This is a genomic window from Shumkonia mesophila (assembly GCF_026163695.1).
GTDB classification, from domain to species: Bacteria; Pseudomonadota; Alphaproteobacteria; order Rhodospirillales; family Shumkoniaceae; genus Shumkonia; species Shumkonia mesophila.
In genome coordinates this window covers 231,023-249,404 of record NZ_JAOTID010000001.1, presented here as the reverse complement: position 1 = coordinate 249,404, position 18,382 = coordinate 231,023, and the positions used below count along the sequence as shown (strand labels likewise).

Sequence of the window (18,382 nt, the reverse complement as noted above, 5' to 3'; positions counted from 1 at the left end):
CGACAGGGAATTGCGCGCGTTCAATCACCCCCTCTCCGCCCCCGGGGGCGGAGAGGGGCAATGTCTACTAATTACCGCGGGGAAGATTGCCGGTGAAACGCCTTCTCTTCCTGCTGCCGCTTTTCGCCTTCGTCGTGCTGGCCGGCTACCTGGCCCTCGGCCTGACCAAGGACCCGCACGTGCTGCCCTCGGTGCTGATCGACCAGGAGGTGCCGCCGTTCGACCTGCCGCCGATCAGGGGCCGCGAGGCGGGGTTCCGGCGCGACGACCTGCCGGGCCAGGTGTCGCTGGTCAACATCTTCGGCTCGTGGTGCGTCGCCTGCCGCATCGAGCACCCCTTCCTCATGCGCATCAAGGAGGAGGGCAGGGTCCCCTTGCACGGCATCGACTGGCGGGAAGAAAGCCCCGAGGCCGGCCCCGCCTGGCTGGCCCGCTTCGGCGATCCCTATACCCTGATCGGCGACGATCCGCGCAGCGTGGCGGCCATCGCCTTCGGCGTCACCGGGGCGCCCGAGACCTTCGTCGTCGATAAGCGCGGCTTCATTCGCTACAAGCACATCGGGCCGTTGACGCCGGAAGCCTGGGAGCGGACCATCGGCCCGATGATCGAGGAGTTGCGCCGGCAATGAGAAGGCTCGCCGCCCTCGTCCTGCTGCTGCTGGCCTGGGCCATGCCGGCCGCCGCCGTCGATCCCGGCGAGATGCTGGCCGACCCGGCGCTGGAGGCGCGGGCGCGCGACATCAGCAAGGACCTGCGCTGCCTGGTCTGCCAGAACCAGTCGATCGACGATTCGGACGCGCAATTGGCCCGCGACCTTCGGGTCCTGGTACGCCAACGGCTGGCTGCCGGCAGCACGAACGAGGAAGTCGTCGACTACGTGGTGTCGCGCTATGGCGACTTCGTGCTGCTGAAGCCGCCCTTCAAGCTCTCGACCTATGCGCTGTGGATCGGCCCGGCGGTCATTTTCGCGGGCGGCCTGCTGGCCGTCTTCGCCTTCTACCGGCGTCGCGCCGGCCTGTCCGAGGCCGCGCCGGTGCCGTTGTCGGCCGAGGAAAGCCGCCGCCTCGAGCGGTTGCTGGACGGGGACGGGCGGGCATGACGCTGTGGATCGCCGCCGGCGGGCTGATCGCGCTCACCCTTGCCGCCCTGCTGGGTGCGTTCCTGCGCGCCCGGCCGTCGGCGGTGGCGCGGGGCGATTACGACCTTGCCGTCTACCGCAGCCAGCTGGACGAGGTCGAGCGCGATGTCGAGCGCGGCATTCTGGCTTCCGACCTGGCCGAGGCGACGCGCCTGGAAATCAAGCGGCGGATGCTGGCGGCGGCAGGCGGTGCGGACTCGCAAACGGTGGCGCCGGCGGCGGGCACGGTGGCACCGGCCTGGCGCGGCGCCATGCTGGCCCTCATGGTGGTGCTGGTGCCGGCGGCCTCCATCGGCCTTTATCTGCTGGTGGGCTCGCCCACCGTGCCCGATCAGCCGCTGGCCGCGCGTTCCGTCGCCACCCGGACGGCGGCCCAGGAGCGGGCCGAGATGGAACGCCTGACGGCGCGCCTGGCCCAGCAGATGGAAAAACAGCCCGATCGCGTCGACGGCTGGCTGCTTCTCGGCCGGTCGCTGCGCACCATCGCCAACTATGATGAGGCGATGCGGGCCTTCGAACGGGCGCTGGCGCTGACTGGGCGGGCCCCCGACGTGCTGTCTGAATACGGCGAACTCCTGGTCCTCGCCCACGGCGGTCGGGTCGCCGAGCCGGCCCGGCGGGTGTTCGAGGAGACGCTAAAGGCCGTCCCCGCCGAGCCGCGCGCCCGCTATTACCTGGGTTTGGCCAAGGCCCAGCAGGGCGATCCCCGCGCCGCGCTGCAGGACTGGGTCGACCTCATCGCCGTATCGCCGCCCGACGCCCCCTGGCTCACCGACATCCGCCGTGAGATCCAGGGCGTCGCCGCGGCGGCCGGGATAGACGCCAAAACCCTCGCGCCGACGACCGGCCTTTCCGCTCCGGCGGCGCACGGCCCCAGCGCCGAGGACGCCAAGGCGGCGGCCGAGATGTCGCCGGCCGAGCGCGACGCCATGATCCGCGGCATGGTGGAAGGGCTGGCCGAACGGCTCAAGGCCCAGCCCGACGACGCCGACGGCTGGCGGCGCCTGGCGCGGGCCTACGAAGTGTTGGGCGAACCCGAGAAAGCCAAGGAAGCCCTGACCCAAGCCGAGGCGGCGGAGAAGAAGGCCAAGCCCTGATCCGGACTGCGGGGGGCGCTTATGCCTGGCGATCGTCGCCGGCCCAGATGCACACCCGGTTGCGGCCGGCCTTCTTGGCGGCATACATCGCCTGATCGGCGTGGTCGATGGCGACCGTCACCGACTGCTCGGGATCGAGCGCCGCGATGCCGAACGAGGCGCTGACCGAGATCGTCTTGCCGTTGCCGATGTCGATGCGACGGCGCTTGAGGCCGCGCCGCAGGCGGTCGAGCACGTACTTGGCGCGCTGGGGATCGGTGCCGGGCAGCAACATCAGGAATTCCTCGCCGCCGTAGCGGCAGATCTGGTCGTACTGGCGCACGTTCTTGAGCAGATAGCGCGCCACCTCACGCAGCACCACGTCCCCGGCGTTGTGGCCGTGGGTGTCGTTGACCGCCTTGAAGTGGTCGAGGTCGACCATGCCGACGCTGCAGGGCTCGGTCGATCGGGCGGCCCGTTCGCGCTCCTGCTCCAGCCTGGGCAGCATGGCGAAGCGCGTCGAGATGCCGGTCAAGGGATCGGTATAGCGCAAAAGCTTCTGGGCCTCGTCGATGAGGGCGCCGACGCGCTCGCGGAACCGCTGGATGCGGCGCTGGAAGGCGCGGAAGCGGGCTGGCGTGATGCGCTCGCCGGTGGCGACGATGGCCGCCAGCCGGCGCGAGGCCACGTGCATTTCCTGGTGATAGCGGCCGACCGCCACGAAGTCGGGATGGGGACGCAGATAGTCGTTGCTGTCCTGGTAGTACCAGTGCCCGAACTCGTCCTTCAGGTGGCTTTTCTCGGAAAGATCGGCCGGCCGCGGCCGCGTGCGGCAGACCAGCGTGGCCATGAAGCGGCGAAGCCAGGTACGGTGCGCGTCCAGCGCCCGTTCCAGGTCGTAGACCACCGTCTCGGCGGCGGTCACGGTTATCGGCGGCAACTCCAGATCGTCAGGCACCCTACCCCCCCCTTATTGTCGAGGCCCGATCCGTACCACCTAGAATGCCCCGAATCGCCGGCAAAACAAAGGGCGATTGAATATGGTCCCGGCGGCGGTGCCGCCGCTTGGCAATCTCGCGCCTCTTGGCTTATGCTGGCGCCGATCGCATCGCGGCGCTTCCGCACGGTCGGAAGCGTCTTTCTTTTCGAAGGGACGAAGACGCGTGAAACGCCTAGCCGAAGCCGGGGAAAACCGGCCGCAGTTGCTCTCGGGAAACGACGCGGTGGCCCGCGGCGTGTGGGAAGCGGGTGCCCGGGTGGCCGCCGCCTATCCCGGCACGCCGTCCACAGAAATCCTCGAAAGCCTCGCCCGCTACCCCGGCATTCGGGCCAACTGGGCGGTCAACGAGAAGGTTTCGCTGGAAATCGCCATCGGCGCCTCTCTGGCCGGCTCGCGGGCCTTCTCGGCGATGAAGCACGTCGGCGTCAACGTCGCCTCCGACGCCCTGATGTCGCAGACCCTGGCCGGCGTGGCCGGCGGCTTGGTCATCGCGGTGGCCGACGACGTCGGCCTGTCGTCTTCGCAGAACGAGCAGGATTCACGCTACTGGGGCCGCTTCGCCCACTTGCCCATCCTGGAACCCTGCGATTCGCAGGAAGCCTACGAGATGGCCAAGGCGGCCTTCGATCTTTCCGAACGGTTCCAGGTGCCGGTGCTGCTGCGCGTCACCACCCGGGTCAGCCACGTCAAAAGCGTCGTCACCGTCGGCGAGCGGATCGAACACGCGGCCAAGGGCTTCGAGAAGAACCCGGCCCGCTGGGTGCTGGTGCCCGCCGTCGCCAAGCGCCGCCTGGGCGATCAGGCGGTGCGCGATCGCCAACTCGCCGCCTACGCCGAGACCTGCGATTTCAACCGCGTCGAGGCGGGCGCCGACAGGCGGGTCGGCTTCGTCACCTCGGGCCCGGCCTACCTGCATCTGCGCGAGGCCTTTCCCGACGCCCCGGTCTTCAAGCTGGGCCTTGGCTATCCGCTGCCTATCGAGCGCATCCGGGCGTTCGCCGCCACCGTCGATGCGCTGATCGTCGCCGAGGAGACCGAACCGCTGATCGAGAAGGAACTGCGGGCGGCCGGCATCGCGGCGCACGGCAAGGACATCCTGCCGGCCACCGACGAGCTGACGCCCAACGTTGTCGGCCCGGCGGTGCGCCGCTTCCTGGGCGAGGCGGTTGAAACCGTGGCTCCGCTCAAGGCCGACGTCTTTCCTAGGCCGCCGACCATGTGCGTCGGCTGCCCACATCTCGCGGTCTATTACTGCCTGTCGCGCCTCAAGAAGCAGGTCAACATCGCCGGCGACATCGGCTGCTACACGCTGGGCGCCGGCCATCCGTGGAACGCGCTCGACACCTGCACCTGCATGGGCGGGTCCATGGGCATGGCGCTGGGCATGGACCTCGGGCGCGGCGAGACCGACAAGGACAGGGGCATCGTTGCCGTGATCGGCGATTCGACCTTCCTGCACATGGGCATGCCCGGATTGCTCAACATCGTCTACGAGGGCGGCAACGTCACCGTGCTGATCCTGGACAACCGGGCCACCGGCATGACCGGCGGCCAGGAGCATCCCGGCACCGGCCACAACCTCAGGGGCGACGCCGCGCCGCGCGTCGACTTCGGCAAGCTGGTCGAGGCCTTCGGCGTGAAGCCGGAGCGCATCCGCCGGGTCGATCCCGCCGAGATGCCGGTCCTTTTCAAGACACTGAAGGAGGAGATCGCCACGCCGGAGCCCTCGGTGATCATCACCAACCGGCCGTGCACGCTGATCGACTGCTTCTGCAAGGACACCCCCTTCCGGGTGGTCGAGGAAGACTGCACCGGCTGCTCCAACTGCCTCAACGTCGGTTGCCCGGCCATCCAGGTCATCCGCACCGGCGTCGAGAAATCGGGCAAGGGCAAGGACATCGAGCGCAAGTGGGTGAAGATCGACACCGCCGCCTGCACCGGCTGCGGCCTGTGCCAATCGACCTGCGGCCCGGGCGCCATCGTCAGGGCGGGCAACGTGGTGGCAGGTCCGGGCGCGGGAGCGGCACGATGAACGGCGCAACGAAGGCGATCACCAACATCATGGTCGTCGGCATGGGCGGCCAGGGAGTGATGACGGCCTCCGAGATTCTGGCCCAGGCGGCGCTGTCGCTGGGCTATGACGTCAAGAAGACCGAAGTGGCCGGCATGGCCCAGCGGGGCGGGGTCGTCACCTCGCATCTGCGCTTCGGGCCGAAGGTGCTGTCTTCTTCCATCGCCCAGGGCGAGGCCGACATCCTGGTCGGCTTCGAGCCGGCCGAGGCGCTGCGCTGGTGCGGCTATCTGCGCCGGGAAGGCGTGGCCATGGTCAACACGCTGCGCCAGCCGCCGCCGGTGGTCAACATGGGCCTCTACAAATACCCGGACGATCCCATCGGCGCGATGCGCGCCGCCGGCGTCAAGGTGTTCGATTTCGACGCCGGTACGATTGCCAAGGAGATGGGCGAGCCGCGCCTGGTCAACACCATCATGCTGGGGGCCATCGCCGGCTTCCTGCCGTTCCCGGCGGAAACGCTGAAGGAGATCATCGTCGCGGGTTTCAGGGCCAGGAAGCCCGCCGTGGCCGACCTCAACGCGCGGGCCTTCGAGGCCGGCCGCGCCGCCTCGAAGGCGGCCGTGCCGGCTTAGGGCCGAGCCGCGGCGTCGGGTGCAGCCGGGGACTCTTCCTCGCTGGCCGGCGGGGCCTGCCCGCCTTCCGTCTCTCCTTCTTCTCCTGGACTCCCGTGTCGCAGAGTCCGGATGAATTCTGCGAAATTCCCGGCATGGGCCGCGGCGTTCGCCATGGATTGTTGGCGTCTTTTCCTTCGCTCCCGACCGGCAATTGTAACCCACAGAATCAGCGTCGGGGACTGGAGCGGGATGTTGGCGGCGATCAGAAACAGGAACGGTTCGATGACCGCTGTCCACGTGATTCGGCACGGCATATCGTAAATGACAAGGTGATAGGGTTCGCCGGGGCCGACGTAGTCGCAGTATTCCTGATTGGTGTTCTCGACGAACCCAAGATAGGTGCCCACCGCCACCCACCAAAAAGTCATGGCGAAGATGGCGATCCCCAACATCTTCGCCGGCCGATAGGGCGAGCGGCGGTTGTCGTCCGTGTCGTCCGTGTCTGTAGGTTGGGTCGCGCCGGGCGTCGTCATTGCGTGCTCTCATCCGCGGGTTTCTTCGTCGGACGGACCTGGCGAGGGCGGTTACTCAACCACCGCTCCTCCTCCCTGCCCATTCTTTCGCCGCCAGTTCCGGTGGGCGATGGTGGCCCAGAGAATCAAGGTCGGGATCTGGAGGAAGGCTGCCGTGAGTGACAGGCCGAGGCCGAGTTCGAGAAACAGCTGCGAGGTCAGCCGACAGGGATACCCGTCATGGACCAAGTGATAGGGCTCGCCGGGTTCGACAGGGTCGCAGTATTCTCCCTGGGGATTGTGGCCGATCGGGTCATAGAGGGCCAACGCGGTGATGTACAGCCACAGCCCGCCGAGCAGCATGGCGGCGTACTTTACCGGGGTGTACGACGAACCCGCCTTCTTCGGCTTGGTTCTGCCGGAAGATTCCGGCGATTCAGAAGTGTTCTCCGGGTGCATGACGCAACTTTCTTTCCCAGGGTTTCTCATCGTAAACTCGTTGAATGAACTCGCCCCAGTCGTTTGTTTGTTCGCTCCCCGTGAACAGCCACATGGAGCCGATCTGGGCGGGCGTCGGATTGGGGGCGTCGATGCGGCCGCGGATGCGTTTCAGGAAGATCGTCGCCGCCTCGATATTGTTGCGGGCGTCGTAAAGGTCTTCGGGCTGCTTTCCCAGCAGCTTGGCACCGGTTTCTTTGTTCATGTTCATGGGCAGCGGCGAGTTGGACTTCCCAACGAGGTCAGCTAGAGCATTGACTCCGCCCTTGTTTCCCCTGGCGTTCTCCGCCCACATGACGGCGCGGATCAGGTCTGGATCGACACCGTGTTTCTCGGCCATCTCGCGGATGATGGGATCACGTTCCATGACTGCCTCCGAACCGAGTACCGGGTCTTCATGAAGACGCCACCTGCCATCGGCCTCCGGGTTTCGGCGGATCTGGAAGCGCGCCGGCTTATCCTCGATGATATTCTGAATTCGCGCCTTTTCCTCGTTAATGGTGGGTCGATCTTCGGTTGTGTTTGTGGCGTCATTGTGGCGCGATGCGGGTATCTTTTCGGCGGTCGGTGCGGCAGGCGTTTGCCGCGTTTCGTCGGGAACGGCGCTCATCACCGTCTTCCGAAAGCGGTCCAGGCGCTCCGGGGCGCGGGCCGAAAGCTGGCGCAGGAAGTCGTCGTATTCGGCGCGGGAGGAAGGGCCTCCTTCCGCCAGCGCCCGGGCGAAAAGTTGTGCCAGGGCGCCGTCGTCGGTGGATTTCAGCAGGCCGTCGAGGGTGCGCGTGTTGGCCGCCGCCTGCTCCGCCGTGGCGGCAGGCCGCGCGTCAGGGGGTTCGGACCTTGCCGGGGCCGCCGTCCGGGCCGCGGCTTGCCGTTCCGCCAGCACGGCATCCAGACGTTGGGCGGTGGGGCCGTTGGGGTTCATCAGGCCGTCCACTTCCAGCCCCTCTTCGCGCTGGAACTTTCTCACCCCTTCGAAAAGCGCGCCGTCGGGATAGGGCGTCATCCCGAAATCCGGGATCTGGTAGTGGCCCAGTTCGGCTAGCGCCGTCTTGGCGGCGACGGCATCCTCGGGGGCGATTTCGCGGGCGGGGCCGATGGCGTTCTTCAGTCGGAAGAAATCAGGCATGGAAACCGTCTCTCCGGGCAGGGACATCGCAATGGGTCGATTCCAGGATATGCTTATATACCTATTTTTGCCCGCCCTCAACAAAAATGTTCGTTCTTTGTTCTTTTCCTGCCAGACGGCCGTCAATCCTCCCTTGCCTTCCCGTTCGGCCGATTGCATAACGGTTGGGCTCGGGGCGGGCCTCCGCTTGGTCGTCCCGCTTCTCCGGTTCTCAAGCCAATGGAAGTCCGAAATGGCAAAGTACAAGACGCTTGACGGTTTCGACGTGTCCGGAAAACGGGTCCTGGTGCGGGCCGACCTCAACGTTCCCATGAAGGACGGCAAGGTCACCGACGCGACGCGCATCGAGCGCACGGTTCCCACGCTAATCGAGCTGGCGGACAAGGGCGCGCGGGTCGTCGTCGTCACCCACCTGGGCCGCCCCAAGGGCAAGGTGGCGCCGGAGTTCTCGCTGAAGCCGGTGGCCGAGGCTCTGGCCAGGGCCTGCAAGCGCCCGGTCGCTTTCGCCGGCGACTGCGTCGGCCCGGAGGCGGAGCGTCTGGTGGCTGCCATGAAGGCCGGCGACATCGCGATGCTGGAGAACCTGCGCTTCCACGCCGAGGAGGAGAAGAACGACCTCGAATTCGCCAAGAAGCTGGCGGCCTTGGCCGACGTCTATGTAACCGACGCCTTTTCCTGTGCCCACCGGGCGCATGCCTCGACCGAGGCGGTGGCCCGCCTGCTGCCGGCCGCCGCCGGCCGCCTGATGCAGGCCGAACTGGAGGCCCTGACCGCCGCGCTCGATCACCCCAAGCACCCTGTGGTCGCCCTGGTCGGCGGCGCCAAGATCTCGACCAAGCTCGACCTTCTCGGCAACCTGACGAAGAAGGTCGACAAGCTGGTCATCGGCGGCGGCATGGCCAACACCTTCCTCAACGCCAAGGGGGTCAACGTCGGCAAGTCGCTGTGCGAGCGCGACATGGCCGACAGCGCGCGCGCCATCATGGCGGCGGCCTCCGGCAACGGCTGCGAGATCGTGCTGCCGGTCGACGCCGTCATCGCCGATCGGCTGGCCGAGGGCGTCAAGACCGAGACGGTGGCCATCGACAAGGTGCCGGACGGCGCCATGATCCTCGATATCGGCCCGAAATCGACGGCCGATTTGAAGGCGCTGCTGGCCGGCATGAAGACGCTGGTGTGGAACGGGCCGCTCGGCGCCTTCGAGGTGGCGCCGTTCGACGCCGGCACCAACGCGGTGGCCGGCGAGGCGGCGAAGCTGACCAAGGCCGGCAAGCTGCTGTCGGTGGCTGGCGGCGGCGATACCGTGGCGGCGCTGGCCAAGGCCGGCGTCGAGGAGGACTTCTCCTACGTCTCGACCGCCGGGGGGGCCTTCCTCGAATGGCTGGAAGGCAAGGACCTGCCGGGCGTCGCCGTGCTGCGGGCCGGCTGAGCCCGCAGCCTCAGTTCTATTGGCGCAGGCGGGCGAGCAGCCCGTCGATGTCGTTGCGCAGGCGGTCCGACCGCTCGGCGGCCGCCTCGGCGGTGGCGCGCATGGCTTCGGCGACGCGGCCGGTTTCGCCGGCCGTCCGGGTGATCCGCGAGATGGCGTTCGACAGCGTCAGGATGGCGGCCACCGCGCCTTCGGCGTTGCGCAGGATGTCGCGGGTGAGGGCATTCTCGTCGCGGCCCGATTGGGCCGCCATGCCGAAGGGTGCGCGCACCGCCTCCATCGCCGTGCCGAGCGCCTCGAAGGCGGCGCTCTCTTCGGCAACCTGCCGGGCCAGGGCGCCGATCTCGGCGGCGATCATCTCGACCTCCGGCTCGGCGTCGCGCTCGCCGGCGCGGGCGGTGCCGATGACGCTGTTGAGCGCCATCAGACGGGTGCGCAGGGCGAGGCGGCCGATGTAGGCGACGCGCTGGCCAACGGCGGCGGCGTCGGCCGGCAGCCCGGCCTCGGCGCCGGCCGCAGGCTCGAGCACGCTAAGCCGCCGGTGGGTTTCGGCGACCGAGGCGTGCAGCGTGGAGGCGACGGTCGCCAGCCGGCGCAGGCTGGCGGTGGTTTCGCCGGAGGCGGCGGCGATGTCGCCGGCGTGCCGGCCGGTATCGGTGGCGGCCTGGCCGGCGGCCGCGGCCAGCCGGCGGATCTCGGCGGCGGCATCGGCGATGGCGGCGGCGGCGTCGCGCACGCGGGTCTCGATTTCGTCGAGCAGCAGCTTCCGGCTGGCTTGGCTCTGCAACAGAAGGGCCTTCTCGCGCAGATCGCGGGCCCTGAGATGGGTGTCCGTCTCGGTGGCGGCGTCGCGCACCGCCCGCAAGGCCCGGGCCAGGTCGCCCACCTCGTCTTCGGCCGTGCTGATCGGGATGAAGGCGGCGCGATCGCCGTCGGCCAGCCGGCGGCCGGCCAAGGCGAGGCTGCGCAGCGGCCGGCTGATGCCCAGTGCCATCAGCAGGCCCAGGATGAGGAAGGCGGCGCCGGCGCCGGCCGCCCCCGCATACATCAGAAGCCTCGCCTGTTGCCGCTTGCCGACGGCCTCGACGATGGCGGCGTCGGCCTCGTCGCGGAAGGCGGCGATCGCCTCCAGGCCCGGCTGCAGGTAGTCGAGGATCTCGTCGAGGCGGGCGGCCGCCCTCTTTTGCCGGCCGCGTTCCGCCGCTTCGTCGAGAATCGCCGAGACGTAGACGTTCATGCGCTCGGCGATCTCGACCGTCGTCCAGTCGCCGAGACGGGCCTGGGCGAGTTCGCGGTCGAACCCGTCGTGGCGGGCCTGCACCATGTCGAGCCCGGCCTGCGCGTCTCCCGCCAGCACCCGTCGCGCGTGCAGGTTGACGGCGAGCAACTTGACGGCCAGCGCCTCGCGCCCGGGGGCTGAAAGCGTGGCGCCGACGGCGGCCAGGGCTTCCTCGGTGGCCGTCGTCAGCTTGTCGAGACGGATCGGCGGCCCGTCCCCTTCGAGGTCGGCGATTTTCCTGAATTCGTTGGCATGCTCGGCGATGCCGTCGCGTACCGTCTGGATGTGGCGGCGGATGACGGCGGTTTCCGGCATGTCGTCCAGCATGGCCAGCACCGCCAGCAGGCGGGCCGACTGCTGGGCATAGGTCTCGGCCGAGCTGCGGTCGCCACGCATCAGGAAAACCGAGGCGCGGGCCCGCAACCGGGCTTGGGCGGTTTCGGTTTCGTGGGAAAGATCAAGGATGCGGGCCAGGACGTCGCGGCGTTCCAGGGCCGCCTGCGTGCGCACGTCGGCGACGGCGAAAACGCCGGCGGCGGCGGCGATGGCCATCAGCCCGAAGCCGATCAGAAGGGAAAGCCGGGTGCCGACGCTGAGATCGCGGAAGAACGAGGCAACGGCGTGGATCATGGGTAAAACGGCTTTCTTGCGGGAACCGGCGGGCCGCGGCGAGCGGCCGCAGGGTCCACACATACCATACCGCGGCGCGGCGCGGAACGGCGCGGCTTTCGCGCCGCCATTTCAGTTGACCGGTGGGGAGCCCCCGGCTAGCGTGAATCCATGCCTCGCGACACACTCCGTTCGCAACGAAAGACGAGGCACAGGGACCGTGAACCGGACGGACGGTTCACACAGCAGGGAGACTAAGACCATGAAACGGTTCGCGTGGAAATCGGCCGCGGCTCTCCTGGCCGCCGGCTTCGCGGCAGGCGTGTTGGCGGCGCCCGGCCCGGCCCTTGCGCTGGAGGACAAGGTGGTCATCGTCACCTCGTTCCCCAAGGACCTGACCGGCCCCTACAAGAAGGCGTTCGAGGCCAAGTTCCCCGGCACGACCGTCGAGATTCTGCAGAAAAATACCGCGGCGGCCGTGACCTATCTGCAGGAAACCGCCAAGGGCAACACGGTGGACCTGATGTGGGCGTCGGCTCCCGATGCCTTCGAGGTGCTGAAGAAGGCCGGGCTGCTGGCCAAGTACACGCCCAAGGCGCAAGGCATCCCCGCCAAGGTGGGGGCCTATCCGATCCATGACCCCGACGGCTTCTACATGGGCTTCGCCGCTTCGGGCTACGGCATCATGTGGAATACCCGGTATCTCAAGGCCAAGGATCTGCCCGTGGCCAAGGAATGGGACGACCTCAAGAAGGCCATCTATTTCGGGCACGTCGGCATGTCCTCGCCGTCGCGTTCCGGCACCACCCACCTGACGGTCGAGACCGTCCTGCAGGGCGAGGGCTGGGACAAGGGCTGGGCCACCTGGAAGGAAATCTCCGGCAACTTCAAGATGGTCACCGAGCGCAGCTTCGGCGTTCCCGAAGGGGTCAACAGCGGCGATTTCGGCATCGGGCTGGTCATCGATTTCTTCGGCTTCTCGTCGAAGGCCACCGGCTTCCCGGTGGAGTTCGTCTACCCGACGGTAACCACCCTGGTTCCCGCCAACATCGGCATCATCAAGAACCCGCCGCATGGCCAGGCGGCCGAGGCCTTCGTCGAATACCTGCTGTCGGTCGACGGCCAGCAACTGCTGCTCGACCCGGCGATCCAGCGCCTGCCGGTCAACCCGGCGACCTATGCCAAGGCGCCCGCCGGTTTCCCCAACCCCTTCGCCGACAAGTCGATCGGCGCCGCGGTGAAGTTCGACGTCGACAAGTCGGGGGCCCGCTACAACATCGTCAACAGCCTGTTCGACGTGTTGTTCACCTATCGGCTGGCCGATCTGACCGCCGCCACCAAGGCCATTCACGCGGCCGACGCGGCGCTGGCCAAGAAGAAGAACGACAAGGCCGCCGGCCTGGTCAAGGAAGCCCGCGCATTGTTGGACAAGATGCCGATCTCCGAGGCCGAGGCGATCGATGAGAAATTCCCGGGCGTCTTCACCTCGGACGCCTTCAAGGAGCGCAAGAAGGCGGACACCAAGGTGCCGCCGCGTCAGGCCGAGATCGAGGAGAAATGGGACGCCTTCGCGCTGGCCAATTACAAGGCCGCCAAGGAGAAGGCCGAACAGGCACTGGCCCTTCTGAAGTAAGCCAACCACCGGCATCGGGCCCGGCCCCTCTGAGGGGGCCGGGCCGGTGCCTGCGCGAAGCGGCGGTGCGTCCTGTCCATGCGCCGTCAGTCGGGCGAGGTCTTCGGCGTGATTTCCGAGTTCAGAAAGCATCCCGGCCAGGCGGCGCTGATGGCGCTGATCTCGCTGTTCCTGCTGGTCTTCCTGGTGGTGCCGGTGGTGCAGGTGGTGTTCGTCGCCTTCCTCGACGCCTCCACCGGCCAATTCACCCTGCTCAACTTCAAGGACTTCTTCAACACCGCGCTGTTTCGCGAATCCTTCTGGAATTCGATCTACGTTGGCGCCATGTCGGTGATATTGGCCTCGGCCTTTGCCATGCCGCTCGCCTACTTTACCTCGCGCTTCGAATTTCGCGGCGCCGTCATCATCCAGGGCCTGGGCATCATCCCGCTGATCATGCCGCCCTTCGTAGGCGCGGTGGCCATGATGATGCTGTTCGGGCGCAACGGCAGCGTCAACCTGCTGCTCGAGGACTATCTCGGCATCAACATTCCTTTCATGGAGGGGCTCAACGGCGTCATCTTCGTCGAAAGCCTGCACTACTTCCCGTTCATCCTGATCAACCTGTCGGCGGCGCTCCACAACATCGACCGTGCCATGGAGGAATCGGCCCAGAACCTGGGATGCTCGGGGCTCCGTCTATACCGCCGCATCGTCCTGCCGCTGGCCATGCCGGGCTACATGGCGGGGGCCTCGCTGGTCTTCCTCAAGGTCTTCGACGACTTGGGCACGCCGCTCTTGCTCAACGTCAATTCGATGCTGGCGCCGCAGGCCTACCTGCGTATCGCCTCGATCGGCATCAAGGACCCGATGGGCTACGTCATCTCGGTCATCCTGGTGGTCATCGCGCTGGCCTCGATGTGGCTGGCCACCCTGGCGCTTCGCGGCAAGGACTACGCCACCGTGCAGAAGGGTGGCGGCGGCCTCGCCAAGCGGCGGATGCGCCCCATCGAGATGGCCTTCGCCTGGATCATCGTGCTGGTGATCATGACCCTGGTGTTGGCGCCGCATTTCGGGCTGACGCTGCTTTCCTTCGGCACCATCTGGTCCTACAGCGTGGTGCCCGACGCCTTCACGCTGAACCACTTCCGGGCGATCTTCGCCGAGACGCCCGAGTATATGACCAACACCGTGCTCTACTCGGGGCTCGCCGGACTGATCGACGTCGTGCTGGGCACCGCGATTGCCTACATCGTGCTGCGCACCAAGCTCGCCGGCCGCCAGTGGCTGGACTATCTGGCGATGTCGGCGGTGGCGATACCGGGCCTCGTCATCGGCATCGGCTATCTGCGCGCCTTCTACGACGTCCCGGTGCCGGGCCTGGGCGGCCAGGCGTTCGGCACCTGGTGGGTGGCCATCGTCATCGCGCTGGCGATCCGCCGCCTTCCCTATGCGCTGCGGGCCTGCTCGGCGGCGCTCCAGCAGGTCAGCGTGTCGCTCGAGGAATCGGCCGAGAGCCTCGGCGCCAACAAGATGAAGACGGTCTATCGCATCGTCGTGCCGCTGATGGCCGGCGGCATCCTGGCCGGCTTCGTCACCAGCTTCGCCACCGCGGCGGTGGAACTGGGCATGACCCTGATGCTGGTGTCGAAACATTCCGACGGCCCGCTCGCCTACGGCATCTACGTCTACATGCAAAGCGCCGCCGGACGGGGACCGGGCGCCGCGCTCGGCATCTTCGCCGTGCTGGTGGTCGGCCTGTGTACCTTCCTGTCGCACCTTTTCGTCGATCGTCGCCAGCGCAAGCTCGGCATGACGCACGCCAAATGAATGAGGATCGAACGATGACCACCTCGCAGCAGCAGGCCGGACGGGGAACCGCGGTAGGCGTGACGATCGAGGACGTCAACCTGTCCTTCGGCAAGACCCACGTGCTGAAGGGCATCGATCTCGCCATCGAACCCGGCGAGTTCTTCGCCTTCCTCGGTCCCTCGGGCTGCGGCAAGACCACCCTTTTGCGCCTGATCGCCGGCTTCGAAACGGCCCAGTCCGGGCGCGTCGTCATCGGCGGCGCCGACGTCGCCCACCTGCCGCCGTGGCGGCGCAACGTCGGCATGGTGTTCCAGAGCTACGCCCTGTGGCCGCACATGACGGTGAGGAAGAACGTCGCCTTCGGGCTGGAGGAGCGGCGCGTGCCGCGAGCCGAGATCAATCGGCGTGTGGATACCGCGCTCGAACTGGTCGGCCTGCTGGAATACGCCGAGCGACGGCCGTCGCAGCTGTCGGGCGGCCAGCAGCAGCGGGTGGCGCTGGCCCGCACCATCGTCATCGAGCCCCAGGTGCTGCTGCTCGACGAACCGCTGTCCAACCTCGACGCCAAGCTGCGCGTGCAGATGCGCCGCGAGCTGCGCCAGCTGCAGCGCAAGCTGTCGCTGACCACCATCTTCGTCACCCACGACCAGGAAGAAGCCAACACCACCTCGGATCGTATCGCCGTCATCGACAGCGGCATCGTCCAGCAGGTGGGTTCGCCGACCGAGCTTTACGACGACCCGGCGAATCTTTTCGTCGCCAACTTCCTGGGCGTCGCCAACGTCGTGCCCGGCGCCGTGGCCGACGAGGCGGGGCGCCTGGTTTTCAAGTCCGGCGACGGCGCCGTCCGGGTGCCGATCGGCGAGGCCGGCCGGGCCGCCAGCCACATCGTCTTCCGTCCGCAGAACCTGTTGATCCGCCCCGCCGACGCGCCGGTTCCCGACGGCATGACCCGGCTGGCCGGCATCGTGAATCACGCCGAGTTCCTGGGCGGGGTCGTGCGCTACCGGGTGGCCGTCGGCGGCCATTTCGTGCTGGTCGACTCGGCCCATCAGCGGGGCGAGGGGGCGATGGCGGAGGGGGCGCCGGTCAATCTCTTCCTCAACGACGACCTGATCATCGGCCTGACGCAATGATCGGCTGTCCGGCGTTTTAATTCTTGCCCGCGAAAGGGGGCCGCGCCACACTGGCGCCATGCCAACCCAGAGGAAAGCAGGGCCTTCGGTCGAATGCGTTCCCGAAGGCGACACCCGCCTACGGCTGATGTGCCCCGATTGCGGCTATATCGCCTATGACAATCCCAAGGTCGTCGTCGGTGCCGTCTGCACGCTGGACGAGCGGGTGCTGCTGTGCCGGCGTGCCATCGAGCCCCGCCGCGGCTTCTGGACGGTGCCGGCCGGCTTCCTGGAGATGGGCGAGAGCATGGCCGAAGGCGCGGCGCGCGAAACCTGGGAGGAGGCCTGCGCCCGGGTCGAGATCAGCGGCCTGCTTGGCATCTACGAGGTGCCGCGCATCGGCCAGGTTCACGCCTTCTATCACGCCCGGCTGGCGGCGCCCGAGTTCGCCCCCGGCGTCGAGAGCCAGGAGGTGGCGCTGTTTACCTGGAACGACGTGCCGTGGGCCGAGTTGGCCTTTCCCAGCGTCGTCTGGGCGCTGAAGCAGGCGAGCGGCGCCGGGCCCGCGCTGGCCGTCGCCCCCGACGATTCGTGGCCGCATGGCGGCTTCGACGACTAAGTTTCTTTGACGGTCCGTTAACCTTTTTCCCTTAGCCTGTGGCCCATGACAGACGCCGCCACCCTCTCCGGACTCGCCGTCAGCTCCTCGGGAAGACGCCCCGGCGTCTATGCCGAGGCCCGCGAAGTCGGCTTCCGCGCCCGCGTCGCCAGCAACGGCGATTCGCCGGCCGTGCAGAACGCCCTCGAACGCCTGGACAAGGCGCTCACCTCGGGCCAGCCGCTGACCCGCGAGGTGCCGCGCGGCTACTACGTCAACATCCTGGTCTAGCCAAGCGAAGGCCGTTTCGCCTTCCGGCAAACGGGGGTACCCTGCCGGCATTCGGCGTCGGCCCGACGTCGCCGCCTGAGAAGGACCCCGTTCCATGACGCTGTGCCCCTGCGGTTCCCACAAAGACATCGACGACTGTTGCGCGCCCTTTCTTGCCGGGGCCGCGGCGCCCACGGCGCTGGCCTTGATGCGGTCGCGCTATACCGCCTACGTCAAGGGCGACATCGGCTATCTCGCCGAAACCCTGGCGGCCGACATCCGCGACGAGTTCGATCAGGTGGAGGCCGAACAGACGGCGGGCGCGGCGAAGTGGCAGGGCCTGGAGATCCGAGCCGTCACCGGCGGCGGCGAGGCCGACGACGCCGGCACGGTGGAGTTCATGGCGCGATTCAGCCTGCGCGGCCAGCAGCACGTGCAGCACGAGCGGGCGACCTTCGCCCGCGAGGGTGGGCTGTGGCGGTGTACGGGCGGCGAGGTGAATCCGAAAGAACCGCCCCGCCAGGTCGTCAAGGTCGGCCGCAACGATCCCTGCCCGTGCGGTTCGGGCAAGAAGTACAAGAAGTGTTGCGGCGTCTGAAGCGATGGAACGGCGGTTCGCGTGCACGGCCTGCGGCAAGTGTTGCTCCGGCCGGCTGCCGCTGACCCTCAAGGACGCGCTCGCCCACGCCGGCCGCTTTCCCCTGGCAATGCTGTGGACGGTCGTCCGGCCGGGGGCGAAATCCTTTGCGCTGACGGCCCGCCTCGGAACGGAGGTGAGGCTTGGAAAACGCAAACCGATCGCCGTGCAGATCACCCCCATTTCCTATTTGCCGCCCTTGATGGCCTGTCCCGCGCTCGCCGCCGACGGCCTTCTTTGCACCATCCACGCGGAAAAGCCGCTGCGCTGCCGGACCATGCCGTTTTATCCCTACCGCGAGGAACGGGACCAGGCCGACCTTCTGGTGCCCCGGCCGGGCTGGCTCTGCGACACCTCGGAGGCGGCGCCCGTCGTCTACCGGGATCATGAAATCGTCGGCCGTGGCGACTTCGACCGCGAACGGCAAGATCTTGTCGAGCAGGCGCCGGTGCTCAAGGCCTACGCCGACAGGCTGCTGGCCATGGCGCCCAATGTGACGGCGGCGCTGGAGCAGGCCGCGAACAAGCCGCAGGGCGGCTATGTCGTGCTCGGTTTTTCCGCCGTGCTGGCCCGGCTCGGGCAGATCGATGTCGCCACCTTCGCCCGCCGGCAGCTTCCGGTGTTGAGCGACTTCGCGGCGAGGACGGCCGGACTTTCGGGTGCCGGAGAGTTTCACCGCTATTACCGCGACAGTGCCGCCGGAATGGAACGGCTCCTTGCGCGGCACAGCCAGGGAGCCGGAACGAACGGCAACAGCGGCGAATAGCCGCGCCGTCGCCTTGGCGCCGCCGGTTCCGGCGTGCTAGGCTGGCCGCGAACCCACCCGAGCCAGGAACCCGTGAATGCCCACCCATGCTGAAATCGCCGCCACCCTGTTGAAGGCGGCGGCCAAGTTCTTCCGCGACGTGGCTTCCCAGAATCCCGAAGTCGGCGAGCAAATGCTGACCAACGCCGACACCTACGACACGGTGGCCGAACTGGTAAGCAAGGATCCGACCGGCGGCACCGACCCCGACGCCAAAGGCATCGACTGAGGGCGTTTC

19 protein-coding genes are annotated in these 18,382 nt (G+C 67.7%); 14 read left to right on the top strand and 5 right to left on the bottom strand.

What is annotated here, in order from left to right:
- The first annotated feature begins 92 nt into the window (after window positions 1-92).
- Genes ODR01_RS01130 through ccmI form a run of 3 tightly spaced genes read left to right on the top strand, consistent with a single transcriptional unit; the run spans window position 93 to window position 2,235 of the window.
- Window positions 93-629, top strand: coding sequence for a DsbE family thiol:disulfide interchange protein (locus tag ODR01_RS01130; RefSeq protein ID WP_316975752.1), 537 nt, complete (start codon window positions 93-95; stop codon window positions 627-629).
- Window positions 626-1,099: a cytochrome c-type biogenesis protein gene (locus ODR01_RS01125; protein WP_316975751.1), complete on the top strand. Its 474-nt coding sequence runs from the start codon at window positions 626-628 to the stop codon at window positions 1,097-1,099. The genes ODR01_RS01130 and ODR01_RS01125 overlap by 4 nt, the downstream gene beginning before the upstream one ends.
- A complete protein-coding gene (gene ccmI, locus ODR01_RS01120; protein WP_316975750.1) occupies window positions 1,096-2,235 on the top strand; it encodes a c-type cytochrome biogenesis protein CcmI in 1,140 nt (379 codons plus the stop codon). The genes ODR01_RS01125 and ccmI overlap by 4 nt, the downstream gene beginning before the upstream one ends.
- A 19-nt stretch (window positions 2,236-2,254) precedes the next feature.
- Here the strand turns inward: ccmI and ODR01_RS01115 are convergent, their stop codons facing one another.
- Window positions 2,255-3,172, bottom strand: a complete 918-nt coding sequence (locus ODR01_RS01115; RefSeq protein ID WP_316975749.1) for a diguanylate cyclase — start codon at window positions 3,170-3,172, stop codon at window positions 2,255-2,257.
- A 205-nt stretch (window positions 3,173-3,377) separates the two neighbouring features.
- Here ODR01_RS01115 and ODR01_RS01110 point away from each other — a divergent pair, with 205 nt between their 5' ends.
- On the top strand, window positions 3,378-5,246 hold the full coding sequence (locus ODR01_RS01110; protein ID WP_316975748.1) for a thiamine pyrophosphate-dependent enzyme: 1,869 nt from the start codon (window positions 3,378-3,380) through the stop codon (window positions 5,244-5,246).
- Entirely contained in the window at window positions 5,243-5,860 is a 618-nt protein-coding gene (locus ODR01_RS01105; protein ID WP_316975747.1) for an indolepyruvate oxidoreductase subunit beta, read from the top strand. The genes ODR01_RS01110 and ODR01_RS01105 overlap by 4 nt, the downstream gene beginning before the upstream one ends.
- Here ODR01_RS01105 and ODR01_RS01100 read toward each other — a convergent pair.
- From ODR01_RS01100 to ODR01_RS01090, 3 genes are read right to left on the bottom strand one after another with little or no spacing between them, the layout of a single operon-like run.
- On the bottom strand, window positions 5,857-6,375 hold the full coding sequence (locus ODR01_RS01100; protein ID WP_316975746.1) for a hypothetical protein: 519 nt from the start codon (window positions 6,373-6,375) through the stop codon (window positions 5,857-5,859). The two genes, ODR01_RS01105 and ODR01_RS01100, sit on opposite strands and share 4 nt — an antisense overlap.
- Window positions 6,376-6,426: 51 nt before the next feature.
- Window positions 6,427-6,813 (bottom strand): hypothetical protein, encoded by a 387-nt coding sequence (locus tag ODR01_RS01095; RefSeq protein ID WP_316975745.1) that lies wholly within the window; start codon window positions 6,811-6,813, stop codon window positions 6,427-6,429.
- Window positions 6,791-7,978, bottom strand: a complete 1,188-nt coding sequence (locus tag ODR01_RS01090; RefSeq protein ID WP_316975744.1) for a hypothetical protein — start codon at window positions 7,976-7,978, stop codon at window positions 6,791-6,793. Before ODR01_RS01090 ends, ODR01_RS01095 begins: the two co-directional genes overlap by 23 nt.
- Before the next feature lie 232 nt (window positions 7,979-8,210).
- On the opposite strand from ODR01_RS01090, the gene ODR01_RS01085 reads away from it, so the two are divergent.
- Complete coding sequence (locus tag ODR01_RS01085; protein ID WP_316975743.1) at window positions 8,211-9,407, top strand: phosphoglycerate kinase; 1,197 nt, start codon at window positions 8,211-8,213, stop codon at window positions 9,405-9,407.
- Window positions 9,408-9,423: 16 nt separating this feature from the next.
- Here ODR01_RS01085 and ODR01_RS01080 read toward each other — a convergent pair whose 3' ends face one another.
- A complete protein-coding gene (locus ODR01_RS01080) occupies window positions 9,424-11,316 on the bottom strand; it encodes a methyl-accepting chemotaxis protein (RefSeq protein WP_316975742.1) in 1,893 nt (630 codons plus the stop codon).
- A gap of 241 nt (window positions 11,317-11,557) precedes the next feature.
- Here ODR01_RS01080 and ODR01_RS01075 point away from each other — a divergent pair, with 241 nt between their 5' ends.
- From ODR01_RS01075 to ODR01_RS01040, 8 genes are all read left to right on the top strand, one after another.
- Window positions 11,558-12,928 (top strand): ABC transporter substrate-binding protein, encoded by a 1,371-nt coding sequence (locus ODR01_RS01075; protein ID WP_316975741.1) that lies wholly within the window; start codon window positions 11,558-11,560, stop codon window positions 12,926-12,928.
- 78 nt (window positions 12,929-13,006) lie between these two features.
- Entirely contained in the window at window positions 13,007-14,737 is a 1,731-nt protein-coding gene (locus ODR01_RS01070; protein ID WP_316975740.1) for an ABC transporter permease, read from the top strand.
- Between the two features lie 14 nt (window positions 14,738-14,751).
- The gene (locus tag ODR01_RS01065) at window positions 14,752-15,855 is read left to right on the top strand and encodes an ABC transporter ATP-binding protein (RefSeq protein WP_316975739.1); all 1,104 of its coding nucleotides are present in this window, start codon (window positions 14,752-14,754) and stop codon (window positions 15,853-15,855) included.
- 58 nt (window positions 15,856-15,913) lie between these two features.
- The gene (locus ODR01_RS01060; RefSeq protein ID WP_394356794.1) at window positions 15,914-16,453 is read left to right on the top strand and encodes an NUDIX hydrolase; all 540 of its coding nucleotides are present in this window, start codon (window positions 15,914-15,916) and stop codon (window positions 16,451-16,453) included.
- 45 nt (window positions 16,454-16,498) lie between these two features.
- Window positions 16,499-16,723, top strand: a complete 225-nt coding sequence (locus tag ODR01_RS01055) for a hypothetical protein (protein ID WP_316975737.1) — start codon at window positions 16,499-16,501, stop codon at window positions 16,721-16,723.
- Between the two features lie 94 nt (window positions 16,724-16,817).
- Complete coding sequence (locus ODR01_RS01050) at window positions 16,818-17,300, top strand: YchJ family protein (RefSeq protein ID WP_316975736.1); 483 nt, start codon at window positions 16,818-16,820, stop codon at window positions 17,298-17,300.
- A 4-nt stretch (window positions 17,301-17,304) separates the two neighbouring features.
- Entirely contained in the window at window positions 17,305-18,105 is an 801-nt protein-coding gene (locus ODR01_RS01045; RefSeq protein WP_316975735.1) for a YkgJ family cysteine cluster protein, read from the top strand.
- Between the two features lie 76 nt (window positions 18,106-18,181).
- Window positions 18,182-18,373 carry a hypothetical protein gene (locus ODR01_RS01040; RefSeq protein WP_316975734.1) on the top strand — a complete coding sequence of 64 codons (192 nt, stop codon included), beginning with the start codon at window positions 18,182-18,184 and terminating at the stop codon, window positions 18,371-18,373.
- Window positions 18,374-18,382: the final 9 nt, after the last annotated feature.